The organism is Aminobacter sp. AP02, assembly GCF_003148805.1.
Taxonomy (GTDB): domain Bacteria; phylum Pseudomonadota; class Alphaproteobacteria; order Rhizobiales; family Rhizobiaceae; genus Aminobacter.
This window is the reverse complement of record NZ_QGGX01000004.1, coordinates 234,280-247,211: the sequence shown is the minus strand read 5'-3', so window position 1 is coordinate 247,211 and position 12,932 is coordinate 234,280. Positions and strand designations below refer to the sequence as shown.

Below are 12,932 nucleotides of genomic sequence, written 5' to 3'. Positions count from 1 at the left end.
CTGCTCCCGCTCTACCTGCGCGGAAGGGAGCCATCCCGGCGCCTATGCGCCATCGTCGGCGATCGCCGACGGATGCCGGCAAAGCGCCTTCACCTCGATCTGCATGAAAGGAAACAGCGGCAAGCCCGACAGGATCTCATGCAACTCGCCCGGTCCGCTGACGTCAAAGATGCTGACATTGGCGTACTGACCGGCAACCCGCCAAAGGTGGCGCCACTTGCCGTTGCGCTGGAGTTCCTGGGCCAGCGCCCTCTCCGTCGTCTTCAGCCGGTCGGCTTGTTCCTTGGGCAGATCGTGCGGCAGGTGGACGGTCATCTCGACTTGGAAAAGCATAGCTCTACCCCACTGCCTTGAGCGTTGTGGACGTACTGGTCCGGTCGCGGCGGAAGCGGTTCACCGCCGCTTCGTGCAATTGAATGCCCAGCCCCGGCCCGGTCGGAACCTTGAGCTCGAAATCGGCATACACGAGAGGCTCGGTCAGCAACTCTTCGGTGAGGAGCAACGGCCCGAACAGTTCGGTTCCCCATTCGAGGCTGCGTACACCTGAAAATAGCTGGGCCGCGGCGATCGTGCCGATCGGCCCTTCAAGCATCGTTCCGCCATAGACGGCGATATCGGCCGCTTCCGCCACTGAGATCACCTTGGCTGCGGAAAACAGGCCGCCGGCCTGTTCGATCTTGATCGAAAACACATCGCCGGCGAGTTTCGATGCCGCTGTCAGCGCGCTTTCCGGTCCCGTCAAAATCTCGTCGGCCATCAGCGCGATACCTGCCTTCGCCTGAAGCCTTGCAAGCGGCTCGACGCCTGGCACCGGCTGTTCGACCAGCACACAGCCCGCGTCGCCAAGTGCTGCGATGCCGTTGGCGGCTTCGCGCTCGCGCCAGGCCATGTTGACGTCGACACGCACGCTGGCAAAGTCGGGCAGCGCCTTGCGGACCGCAGCCACGTGAGCCACATCCTCGTTGATCGGGCGACGGCCGATCTTGAGCTTGAAATCCTTGTGACGACGGGTCTCCAGCATGCGCTGGGCCTCCTCGATGTCCTTGGCTGTGTCGCCGGAAGCGAGCGTCCAGGCGACCGGAAGGCTGTCGCGCCGGCGACCGCCGAGCAGTTCAGACAGGGGCAGCCCAAGACGGCGGGCCTGCGCGTCCAGAAGCGCTGTCTCGACCGCGCATTTTGCGAAGTGGTTGCCCTTCACCGCGGTGTTGACCTTATCCATGGCGAGCCCAACGCGTGTGGCGTCGGCACCCATAAGCAGAGGGGCGATGTACCGGTCTATGGTGAGCTTCATACTTTCGGGGCTCTCTGACCCGTAGGCCAGGCCGCCGATTGTGGTGCCTTCGCCAAGCCCTGAAAACTCGTCGGAACAGCGCAGCCTGACGACCATCATCGTTTGCCCGCTCATCGTTACCATCGACAACCGATGCGGCCTTATCGTAGGCACATCAAGCAGTAAGGTCTCGATTTCGACAATGCGGGCGCCAGAGCTCACGGAATTTTCCTCCGAACTTCCTTTGGCAGACGCTAGCTTTGCGCAGACAAACAGTCCAAGACTATCGCGGTCGGTTTCGATACCCAGAAGGTATAGTGTCATGGATATGCGACAGCTTCGCTATTTCGTCGCGGTGGCGCGCGAGCGCAATTTTTCGAGGGCGGCCGAGACACTGCATATTGCCCAGCCGCCCCTCAGCCGGCAGATTCAGCAGCTCGAAGAGAGCCTGGGCGCGGTGCTGATCGACCGCACGAGCCGGCCGCTTACGCTGACTGAAGCCGGTCGATTCTTTTACGAGCAAGCAACCCAGATGATTACCCGCATGGAGCACATTCGCGAGCAGACGCGTCGGATTGCGCAGTCACGCCGCGAGATATTCATCATCGGCTGCGTCGGCTCGACGCTCTATAGCGGCATCCCCGATCTGGTACGCAGCATGCGCGCCCGCTGGCCGGAACTCGGCATCGAAATCCGCGAGATGATGTCTGTCGAGCAGATCGCCGCCTTGAAGGACGGACGCATCGATCTCGGTGTTGGACGCGTGCGCCTGACCGATCCGGATGTGGAACGTATAACGCTTCGCGAGGAACGATTGGTCGTTGCCTTTCCAAAGGGGCATCCGAAGTCTCTTTCCAGCGAGCCAATCGCGTTGAAGGAGATCGAAGGCGAGACCTTGGTGATCTATCCATCCAAGCCGCGCCCGAGTTTCGCCGATGAGATCCTGGGCCTGTTCGCCGATCTCAACGTCGAGCTGGGGATGGTGGAAGAGGTCCGCGAAATCCAGACCGCACTTGGCCTGGTGGCCGCGGCAGCAGGATTGTGCATCATTCCTGCCCCATCGCAGCGCCAGCGTCCCGACGACGTCTGCTACCGCATCTTGTCCGATGCCCAAGCAACCTCGCCGGTGATCATGAGCTGCCGGCGCAAGGACAATTCGGCACGCATCGAAGAGATCAAGAGCCTGATCCGTGAAATGTATGCGCAGAATCCGCCTTGGCTGCAATTTTCCAACATCTCCACCGGGTGAAGTGGTCGGCCTTTGCCAAGCCGGGCAGCGACGAAAATGCACGTCAAATCGGCCTCCTCACCGCTGGTACACAAATTGGTGAATTGAACTTTCTGCCGCGCCGCTCCTATAACCAACCAACCGGTTGGAAACTAATCAGAGGCCGCACAGGCGCGAACGTATGGCTCGTCCAAGAGTAATTGAGCAAAGCGACATTCTTGACGCCGCGGAACTCGTGGTTGTCCGCGACGGTGCTGCGCATCTGACGCTGGATGCCGTTGCCACCGCCGCCGGGATCAGCAAGGCGAGCGTGATCTACGACTACAAATCCAAGCAACAACTCATCAATGCCGTGATAAGGCGGCGTGTCGACGCCGAACAAGAGCGGATTCAAGCGCTCACGCCACCTGCAGGTTCGGTTCCAAGCGCAGCCATCAATGGTCTCATCGCGGCCGCGGCCCAACGGCCTCGCGATCATGTGCGGGCTGTCGCGGTCAATCTGGTTGCAGCCCTCGCCCAGGACGCGGAATCGCGCGGTTTCATTGAGGCAGTTTATGCCCGCATGATCGCTTCGGTCTCGGAAACGGCGGAAAATCCGCGTGGGGCGATCCTGGCGTTTCTGGCGCTCGAGGGGCTCAAGAGGCTCGAACTGCACAACATGCATCCGTGGTCGGACGCCGAACGTGCAGGCATCCTGCACGACATCCAGTGGCTGGTCGATGCGGAATATCTGCAAGGCAACAATTCGCCGGCAGAAGGCTGAACGCCAACAGCCGCCGCCAAACCAATTCATCGCCCGGCCACCTCGGGTCCCGGCAATCGTCAACTTTTCCTGGATTTCCCTATGCGTATTCCCGTTTTGCCGCTGAAACTCACAGCGGCGGTCGCCCTTTTCGCTTTCATTTCCGGGTGCAGCGATGCCAAGAGCTCAGCCGAGGCACAGCCGGCCGCTCCTCCTCCACCCGCAGTGAGCGTGATCGATGTTGTTCCTGAGACCCTTCCCATCTTGAACGAACTGCCGGGACGCATTGCCCCGACCCGCATCGCCGAGGTGCGGCCGCGAGTCTCCGGCATCGTACTCGAACGCGTGTTCGAGCAGGGCAGCCTGGTGAAGGAAGGCGACGTTCTCTATCGCATCGACCCGGCGTTGTTCCGCGCACAGGTGGCGAGCGCGGAAGCGACGCTCAAGCGCGCGCAAGCGGTGCAACTCCAGGCGCGCCAGCAGGCCGAGCGTCAAGGCGAACTGCGCGAACGCAACGTCTCCAGCGGCCAGCAATTCGACAATGCGGTGGCGGCACTCGCGCAGGCAGATGCCGATGTGGCGATCGCGACCGCAGGCCTGACCACAGCACAGCTCAACCTGGACTATGCCGAAATCACTGCGCCGATCTCGGGACGCATCGGCCGCGCCATGGTCACGGAGGGCGCTCTCGTCAGCGCCAACGGTCCCGAAAGCCTGGCCACCATCCAGCAGATCGATCCGGTCTATGCCGACTTCACCCAATCGGCCAACGAGCTTCTCAGGCTTCGGCGCGCGCTCGAAAACGGCGCATTGACCACAGCCGAGGCGGGCGGCGCTCGGGTGATGCTGCGACTGGACGACGGTAGCGAGTACGCGCATCCCGGAAAACTCTTGTTCCTAGAGGCGGCCGTCGACGCCACCACCGGGCAGGTGACGCTGCGCGGCGAGTTCCCCAATCCTGAAGGCGACTTGCTGCCGGGCATGTATGTCCGTGTGCTGATCGAGCAGGGTATCCAGCAAAACGCTATCGCCATTCCGCAGCAGGCAATCCAACGTGACGCCGGCGGGCGCTCGCAGGTCTATGTCGTGAACGACGAGAACCTGGCCGAACTCAGGACGGTTCGGGTCGGACGCGTGGCCGGCGACCGCTGGGTCGTGGAAGAAGGCCTCAAGTCAGGCGACAAGGTCATCGTTGAAGGCTTCCAGAAGGTCAGGCCGGGTGCTGCGGTCAGTGCCCAGACATGGAAGCCACAGGATGCGACGCCAGCAACTGGCAGCGACGGCTCGACTGAGCCAGCCAGCAAGCCCAAGGCCGGCTAAGGACAATCAAAATGCCCCAGTTTTTCATTGATCGACCCATTTTCGCATGGGTCGTGGCGATCTTCATCATGCTCGCCGGCGTTATCGCCATCCCGTTCCTGCCGGTCGCGCAATATCCAAACGTGGCCCCGCCTCAGGTCTCCATCAGCGCGACTTATGCTGGTGCTGCACCCGAAGACATCTATCAAAGCGTTACCCGGCCGATCGAAGAAGAGCTGAACGGCGTCGCCGGTCTCCTCTACTTTGAATCGACGTCCGATTCCTCCGGCATGGTCAGCATTACCGCGACCTTTGCTCCCGGGACCGACAGCGGCCAGGCGTCAATCGACGTGCAGAACGCGGTCCGCCGCGTTGAGCCGCGATTGCCGCAGGTCGTCAAGCAGGTGGGCATCCAGGTCGAAGAAGCCGGCAGCGGCTTCCTGATGATGGTTGCACTTACATCGACGGACGGCTCGCTCGATGTCGTTGGTCTTGGCGATTATCTCAGCCGCAACGTGCTCAGCGAAATCAGGCGTATCGACGGTGTCGGCCGCGCGCAGCTGTTTGCGACGCAACGCGCTATGCGCATCTGGATCGACCCCGACAAGATGGTCGGACTGAAGCTCACCTCAGACGACATCACCAATGCGATCCGGTCGCAGAATGCGCAGGTTGCCGCCGGCCGCATCGGGGCGGATCCCAACCCGATCACGCAGCAGATCTCGGCCACCGTGCTGGTGAAAGGGCAGCTTACTTCAGCCGAAGAATTCGGCTCGATCGTACTCCGCGCCAATCCCGACGGCTCGTCGGTCCGCTTGTCGGACGTGGCGCGCATCGAGGTCGGAGCGGAAAACTACAACTTTTCAACCAGGCTGAACGGCAAGCCGAGCGCTGCAATCGCGGTGCAGCTGTCGCCCACGGGCAATGCCTTGGCAACGTCCGAAGCCGTTCGAGCGCAAATGGAGGAACTTTCGAGCTTCTTCCCCGAGAGCCTGGAATACGCGATCCCTTACGACACGTCGCCGTTCGTGAAGGTTTCGATCGAGAAGGTGATCACCACGCTGTTCGAGGCGATACTGCTCGTTTTTGCGGTGATGTTCCTGTTCCTGCAGAACTTCCGCTACACGGTTATCCCGACGCTGGTCGTCCCGGTAGCGCTTCTGGGCACCTGTGCGGTCATGCTGGCCACGGGGTTCTCCATCAACGTCCTGACCATGTTTGCGATGGTGCTGGCGATCGGCATCCTGGTCGACGATGCCATCGTGGTGGTTGAAAACGTCGAGCGCATCATGGCGGAAGAAGGTCTGTCGCCACGGGAAGCGACGCGCAAGGCCATGAAGCAGATCTCCGGCGCGATCATCGGCATCACACTGGTTTTGACCGCAGTGTTTGTGCCCATGGCGTTTTTCCCGGGTGCCGTTGGCGTCATCTACCGGCAGTTCAGCCTGACGATGGTCGTGTCGATCCTGTTCTCGGGATTCCTCGCCCTGTCCTTGACACCCGCGCTTTGCGCAAGCTTCCTGAAGCCGATCAGCAAGGGTCACCATCAGAAGAAGGGTTTCTTCGGCTGGTTCAACCGCGGCTTTGACCGGACGACAAGCAGCTACACCTCGAGCGTCGGTTGGATCGTCAACCGCACGGGCCGCTTCATGGTCATCTACCTGGCGCTGCTGGTCGGCCTTGGCTGGTCTTTCATTCAGCTGCCCACTTCCTTCCTGCCGAATGAAGACCAAGGCTTCCTGATCGTCGATATCCAGGGGCCGCCGGAATCCAGCAGCAATCGCACCCGGACCATAGCCGAGACTGTCGAGACGATCTTCATGGGCGAAGATGCGGTCGACCGCATGATCGTGGTCAACGGCTTCAGCTTCTCAGGCGCGGGTCAGAATGCCGGCCTGGCTTTCGTCACCCTTGATGACTGGAGCGAGCGCGACGAACAGAATTCGGCCGCCGCCATCGCGGGCCGGGCCAATCGTGCACTCTTCCAGATGAAGGATGCGGTATCCTTTGCGCTTTCGCCACCGCCGATTCAGGGCCTTGGCACGTCCAACGGCTTTACCTTCCGTCTTCAGGACCGCTCGGGACGCGGCCAGGTAGCCCTTGCCGCTGCCCGCGACCAGTTGCTTGCGGCTGCCGCGAAGAGTGAGGTCATCACCGGCGTGCGCGTCGAAGGCATGCCCGACGCGGCCCAGGTCAATCTTTTGATCGACCGTGAAAAGGCCAACACTTTCGGCGTTACCTTCGCCGATATCAATTCGACGATCTCGGCCAATCTGGGTTCCGCCTATGTCAACGATTTCCCGAATGCCGGCAGGATGCAGCGCGTGACCGTCCAATCCGACGCCGGGCGCCGCATGCAGACGGAAGATCTGCTGAACCTCAACGTTCGAAACGCCAACGGTGGCATGGTGCCGCTGTCTTCGTTCGCCTCCGTCGAGTGGCAAAAAGGTGCGGCCCAGGTCGTGGGCTACAATGGTTATCCCTCGGTGCGCATCAGCGGCCAGTCGGCGCCTGGCCACTCATCTGGAGCGGCGATCGAGGAGATGGAGCGCCTGGCAAATGAACTGCCCGCCGGTTTTGGCTATGAGTGGACAGGTCAATCGCTTCAGGAAATCCAGTCCGGCTCGCAGGCCCCTGCCCTGATCGCGCTCAGCATCCTGTTTGTGTTCCTGCTGTTGGCGGCACTTTACGAGAGCTGGTCCATTCCGGTGTCGGTGATCCTCGTCGTGCCTCTGGGCGTTTTGGGCTCGGTGCTCGCCGTGATGTACATGGGGATGCCGAACGACGTCTACTTCAAGGTCGGTCTGATCGCGATCATCGGCCTGTCCGCCAAGAACGCGATCCTGATCATCGAGTTCGCCAAGGACCTGCGCCAGGAAGGCATGTCGTTGATCGACGCGACGGTGGAGGCCGCCAAGCTCCGCTTCAGGCCGATCATCATGACGTCGCTGGCCTTCAGCCTGGGCGTCGTGCCGCTGGCCATCGCCACCGGAGCGAGCGCCGCCAGCCAGAACGCCATCGGCACCGGCGTGCTGGGCGGCATGATTTCGGCAACCGTGCTTGCAGTCTTCTTCGTGCCGGTCTTCTTCGTCTTTGTCATGAAGTTGTTCGGGCGAGGCAAGGCTGAACAGCAGGCAAGCACCGATGCGCTCGAAGGGGTGCGGGTTCAGGGCGAATGAATGATCTCGATAAGGGGCCGGTCGTAGATTGGCCGGCCCCGCCGCGAGGATGCGGCCCCAAGGAGCGTCTGTTCCACGCGGCAATTTGCGTTGCGCTGGAAAACGGCTTTGGCAAAGTCACCCTGGATGCGGTTGCCCAGCAGGCGGGCATCAGCAAAGGCGGGCTGCTTCATCACTTCGCCACCAAGAAGCACCTGATCAGGGCAATGCTGGAGCATTATGCTGACGCCCCGCGTGATCGACACCTCACGGGAATCGATACAGATCCGCTAGCCGTTGCTGCGCTCGTTGCTGCGGCGGAAGATACATTGCTCCTTGAGACTATCAGTCCGACGTTCGACCTTCAGGGCCCTGGACGAACCTGCGGTGAACAGCGTGCGGCCCGGCTGGCCTTGGCAAGCAGCTTCGCCAACCGGCTTTGTCTGAAAACGTCCCGAGCCCCGATTTCCACTGACGCTTGATTGGGGGCGAAGGTTCGCCCAGTGGTAAGCTTAGGCTGCGCCGGCGTCGGTGCCGTTCGCTGGGGCCCGGGCGATTGCCGCAACCCGCCCATCAGTTTTTTGAATCGACCCTACGTGATCGATTCAACAAACTCGTTGGACGGCGCGGGCCCTGGCCAGCGACAACCTGCCTATGTCAAAGCAGGATGATAACGATTTGCACCTTCACCGCATTGATGCGGGCAAGAACATGCGGCGCTACTATGGGCTGACCGTGCAGCCGACGCTTTTCGGGGGCGCATCGCTTGTCCGGCGTTGGGGCCGGATAGGAACGAGCGGGCAGTCCATGATGCAGAGTTTCGACCGCTCCGAACAGGCGGATGTGGAACTCAGGCGCATTGAGGGGGCGAAACGCCGGCGAGGCTACGTCGACGCAAGCGGCGGCCAGCGAAAGAAATGGCCGCAACCAACTCCACCAGGGCATTTCTTCACGCTCGATCCCGATTGAGATGGCTCAAACCAGCGTCGGCAAAGACGGACGGTCCAGCTTGTCTGGCGCTGGACCGCATTTCCAATGCTGGTATTCGATGCGACCCTCAAGACGCCAAGCCTAGACGCTGCTTTCGTTTCGCTGCCCAGGCGGTGATCAACTGGTCGGCGGTGAGACCCATGAAGGCGACGCAGAGACCAAGCACGAGGCCCTTGCCGGCATCGTTGAAGGTCAGGGCCCGGAAAATCTCCTGGCCGATGTCCTTTGTGCCGATGAAGGCCGCGATAATGACCATGAACAGCGCGAACATGATCGTCTGGTTAATGCCGAGCATGATCTCCGGGAACGCGAGCGGCATGCGGATGTTCCACAATAATTGCCGCCTGGTGCAGCCGGAGGTGATGCCGGCCTCGACGATTTCGGATGGAACGTTGCGCAGACCGAAGATGGTGTAGCGGACGATCGGGATCATTGCGTAGATGATGATCGCCGAAATCGCCGCGACGTCACCAACCTTGAACAGCATGATGACGGGGATCAGGTAGATGAAGGACGGGAAGGTCTGAAAGGTGTCGCACAACAACTTGGCGATGCCGGTGCGGCGCTCGCTATGCGATGCCCAGATGCCGATCGGCAGGCCGATCGCGATGCAGATCAAAACCGCGACCGCGACCATGTAAGCGGTGATCAGCGAGCGCTCCCAATAGCCGGCGAATGCGATGAACAGCACGAGGCCAGAGACAGTGAGCGCAAGGCGCAGACCGCCCAGCGACCAGCCGGCCGCCGCGACAAGCGCCACCATCGCTATCCAGGGAATGCTCTGGAACAGGTCGCGGACGGGGATAAGCACGTAGAGCAGCATCGCGTTGCGCAGATGTTGCAGCGGATCGTAGAGCGTGACCGTGACCCAATCGACGAGCGCGTCCCAAAAGGGTGCCGTGCTGAGGGTGAGTTCCGAAGGCCAGGCCTGCGCGATGGGGGTTGCGGTGGCCAACAGCAGCGAAGCGGCAATGACCGCCACGCTAGCGGCGAGGAACGGAAAACGCTGCAACAATGTAGCGTCGGATGAGACGTGCGCAGGTTCTTTATGGGCCGCCGCCCGGCTCAGCTGGTCGAGCGTGATTGCCATCAGCACGATGGCGACGCCGCTTTCAAGCGCTTGGCCGATCTTCAGCGCCTGGAGCCGGAACAACAGGTCATGGCCGAGGCCCCGTGCGCCGACGAAGGAGGCGATGACGACCATCGCAAGGCACTGCATGATGACCTGGTTCACGCCGACGAGCAGTGGCTGGCGGGCGGACGGGATCTCGACCATCCACAAGGTCTGGAAGCGGGTGCAGCCGGCCATCTTGCCTGCCTCGCGAACTTCCTCGGCAACGCCATTGAGGCCGAGAATGGTGAGGCGGGCCATCGGCGGGATGGCGAAGATGACTGTCGCGATCGCGCCGGCCTTGTGGCCGACGCCGATAAACACGGCGATCGGGATCAGGTAGGAAAAATGCGGCAGCGACTGCAGTACGTTAAGGAATGGCACGATGAGCGCTTCGAACCACTGCTTTTTGACTGCGAGAATGCCGATGCCGAAACCGATGAGGCCCGCGATGGGGGCCGCGACAAGCACCACCGACAAGGTGATCATCGACAACTCCCATTTGCCGAAGATCGCCATATAGGCGACGCAGCCGGCGGCGAGCGCGCCAAGGCGCCAGTCTCTCAGGTACCAGCCGAGCACGCCGGAGAGACCGGCGGTCATCACCCAGGGCATGGCGGCGACGCCGATGTTAGGGAAACCGGCGACCAGCAGACCCTCAACGAAGGCCAACGGCAACGTGATCATCTCGGCGATCGCCCGCGTCAGGTCTCGGAACGAAAACAGCCCGAAGATCGCGTCGTCGCGCAAGTGCTCGATCACCGTATTCGCCCAGTCGACGAAGGGGATCGTCCAGCCCTTGGGCACCTGCACCGCCCAGTCGGGCAGCAGCGAGGCGGCAAGCAGCAGGACGACAAAAGGGAGCACGACCAGCAGCGGCTTGGTCACCGAGGCAAGCTGCCTTTGCGGTTCGATTTCTTCGTGACGAGTCAGAGTCGCGGCGCTCATGCGTGCTCCTCCTTGCCGTAGAGCGCGTCGATCAGGCTGTCGCGGCTGAGCGTGCCGACCAGCGCACCGGCGTCGTCGACAACGTCGACAGGCCGCTCCGACGTCAGCACCTGACGGGCAACGCTGGCGAGCAACGCCTGCGCCTGGATGGCTGCAGCGTCCGGCTTGCGGGAGGATGCGGGCGCCATGAATGCGCGCACGGACAGCAGGCGATCGTGAGATACGTTGCGCGTGAACTCGGCGACATAAGGCGTTGCCGGGCACGTTATCAGTTCTTCGGCGGTGCCGAGTTGTTCGACGACGCCATCCTTCATGATGGCGATCCTGTCGGCGACACGGATGGCTTCGTCGAAGTCGTGGGTGATGAAGACGATGGTCTTGTTGAGGACCCTTTGCAGGCGCAGGAACTCGTCTTGCATTTCGCGGCGGATCAAGGGGTCGAGCGCCGAGAAGGGCTCATCGAGGAACCACACATCCGGGCCGACGGCGAGCGAGCGGGCAATACCTACACGCTGCTGCTGGCCACCCGAGAGCTCGCGTGGATAGTAACCCTCACGGCCCTTTAGGCCGACAAGTTCAATCACTTCGCGAGCACGCAGCTCGCGCTTCTGCCGGTCGGTGCCTCGAACCTGTAGCGGAAACGCGACATTGTCGAGCACTGTGCGATGCGGCAATAGCGCGAAATGCTGAAACACCATTCCCATCTTGTGACGCCTGAGATCGATCAGTTCTCGCTCAGAAGCAGCAAGGATATCGCTGCCCTCGAACATCACTTCGCCGGCGGTTGGTTCGATCAACCGTGCAAGGCAACGCAGCAAGGTCGATTTGCCGGAGCCTGACAGGCCCATGACGACAAGGATTTCTCCCGGCATCACCTCAAAGGAGACGTCGCGGACGGCAGGAACATAGCCCTCGGCCCTGATGGTGTCGATCGAAGGATTGCCGCCGTGCCGGCGCAGGAAGCCGGCCGGATCAGAGCCGTAGAGTTTCCAAAGGTTGCGGCATGCGATTTTTGCTTCGGTCATGTCGAGTTTTGCCTCTCGCCAAGGTGGCCGATGGGTGCGTGCGAGCGAAGTGACGCCTGCTCTGCGCAAGCGCCACGACGCTACGACCTGTCGATGGAGGAGTTAGCTACCCGAACCCAGCCAGGTCTTCCAACGCCCTTCGTTGTCGGCCAACCATTTGTCGGCGGCCTCTTCGGGCTCCATGTTGTCGATGTCCGCCAGCTTGGCCTGAACCGCGATGTCCATGTTGGAGAAGTTGATCTTCCGCAGGATCGCATAGGCCTTGGGCCATTTGGTGGGGAATTCCTTCCACGCGGCGATCTTCAGATAACCGTCTTTCGGATTGCCGCAGTCGTAGCTCAGCTCCTTGTTGGAGCCCCAGGCCGGATCGTCCTTGCACTTGGGATCAAAGGCCGGAAACTCGACGAACTTGCCGTCATACAGCGCTTCGACGAAATTCGGCGTCCAGTTGAAAAGAACGATCGGTTCCTTGCGCTTGAAGGCGGAATCGAGCTCGGCCCACAGCGCGGCTGCCGAACCGGCATTGACCACTTCGAAATTCATGCCCAGTGCTTCGACGCGTTCGGCGTCATGCTTGAGCCAGTCCACAGGACCGCCAAGGAATCGTCCCTTCGGCGCGGTTTCGGCGGTGGCAAACTTGTCGGCGCAGGCGTTCAAAGCTTCCCATGCCGGCAGGCCCGGACAGACCTCCTCGACATAGGTTGGGTACCACCACTCCTCGCGCGTCTTGGCGTCATGAGTAGCCGCGTCAACGACGCAGCCTTCCTTGACCACCTTCTGGAACGCGACGCCGAAGGCGCCTTCCCAGACCTCATGCACAAGACTGACGTCACCTTCGCAAAGTGCTGTGTAGACTACCTGACTGTCTGCGGAAACGTATTCGACCTTGGCGCCGCCCTTTTCGAGCAACTTGCCCACGATGTGGGCGCCGACAATCTGGCTGGACCAGTTGTGGGTCGGAATTTTGATGACGTCAGTGGAATCCTCGGCGAAAGCCGAGCCTGTCGCGAATGCCAAAATCGCGGCCATGCTCGCAGACTTCGTGAACTTGCTCATTGAAGCTCCCATTGTTTTGTGTTGCGATCGTTCCCGTGGAGTTTCGGATGTCAGCCTCTGCGGGCCTGTGCCTTTTCCGCTCCAGCCCTGCAAACATAGCGGGGA

11 protein-coding genes are annotated in these 12,932 nt (G+C 61.5%); 6 read left to right on the top strand and 5 right to left on the bottom strand.

Features of this window, described 5'->3' with window-relative positions; translation table 11 throughout:
• Positions 1-42: 42 nt before the first annotated feature.
• Positions 43-333 carry a muconolactone Delta-isomerase gene (catC, locus tag C8K44_RS06845; RefSeq protein ID WP_109575007.1) on the bottom strand — a complete coding sequence of 97 codons (291 nt, stop codon included), beginning with the start codon at positions 331-333 and terminating at the stop codon, positions 43-45.
• A gap of 4 nt (positions 334-337) precedes the next feature.
• On the bottom strand, positions 338-1,492 hold the full coding sequence (locus C8K44_RS06840; protein WP_109575111.1) for a muconate/chloromuconate family cycloisomerase: 1,155 nt from the start codon (positions 1,490-1,492) through the stop codon (positions 338-340).
• 100 nt (positions 1,493-1,592) lie between these two features.
• On the opposite strand from C8K44_RS06840, the gene C8K44_RS06835 reads away from it, so the two are divergent.
• The 6 genes from C8K44_RS06835 (at position 1,593) to C8K44_RS06810 (ending at position 8,666) form a co-directional block, all read left to right on the top strand.
• Positions 1,593-2,519: a LysR family transcriptional regulator gene (locus tag C8K44_RS06835; protein ID WP_109575006.1), complete on the top strand. Its 927-nt coding sequence runs from the start codon at positions 1,593-1,595 to the stop codon at positions 2,517-2,519.
• Positions 2,520-2,679: 160 nt separating this feature from the next.
• On the top strand, positions 2,680-3,261 hold the full coding sequence (locus tag C8K44_RS06830) for a TetR/AcrR family transcriptional regulator (RefSeq protein ID WP_109575005.1): 582 nt from the start codon (positions 2,680-2,682) through the stop codon (positions 3,259-3,261).
• Between the two features lie 81 nt (positions 3,262-3,342).
• Positions 3,343-4,560: an efflux RND transporter periplasmic adaptor subunit gene (locus C8K44_RS06825; protein ID WP_109575004.1), complete on the top strand. Its 1,218-nt coding sequence runs from the start codon at positions 3,343-3,345 to the stop codon at positions 4,558-4,560.
• A gap of 11 nt (positions 4,561-4,571) precedes the next feature.
• A complete protein-coding gene (locus tag C8K44_RS06820) occupies positions 4,572-7,718 on the top strand; it encodes an efflux RND transporter permease subunit (RefSeq protein WP_109575003.1) in 3,147 nt (1,048 codons plus the stop codon).
• Positions 7,715-8,179 carry a TetR/AcrR family transcriptional regulator gene (locus C8K44_RS06815; protein WP_109575002.1) on the top strand — a complete coding sequence of 155 codons (465 nt, stop codon included), beginning with the start codon at positions 7,715-7,717 and terminating at the stop codon, positions 8,177-8,179. Before C8K44_RS06820 ends, C8K44_RS06815 begins: the two co-directional genes overlap by 4 nt.
• Before the next feature lie 172 nt (positions 8,180-8,351).
• Entirely contained in the window at positions 8,352-8,666 is a 315-nt protein-coding gene (locus tag C8K44_RS06810) for a WGR domain-containing protein (RefSeq protein WP_109575001.1), read from the top strand.
• Positions 8,667-8,754: 88 nt separating this feature from the next.
• Here C8K44_RS06810 and C8K44_RS06805 read toward each other — a convergent pair whose 3' ends face one another.
• From C8K44_RS06805 to C8K44_RS06795, 3 genes are all read right to left on the bottom strand, one after another.
• Positions 8,755-10,746, bottom strand: coding sequence for an ABC transporter permease subunit (locus C8K44_RS06805; RefSeq protein ID WP_109575000.1), 1,992 nt, complete (start codon positions 10,744-10,746; stop codon positions 8,755-8,757).
• Entirely contained in the window at positions 10,743-11,771 is a 1,029-nt protein-coding gene (locus tag C8K44_RS06800) for a glycine betaine/L-proline ABC transporter ATP-binding protein (RefSeq protein WP_109574999.1), read from the bottom strand. Before C8K44_RS06800 ends, C8K44_RS06805 begins: the two co-directional genes overlap by 4 nt.
• Before the next feature lie 102 nt (positions 11,772-11,873).
• On the bottom strand, positions 11,874-12,827 hold the full coding sequence (locus C8K44_RS06795; protein ID WP_245417388.1) for an ABC transporter substrate-binding protein: 954 nt from the start codon (positions 12,825-12,827) through the stop codon (positions 11,874-11,876).
• Positions 12,828-12,932: the final 105 nt, after the last annotated feature.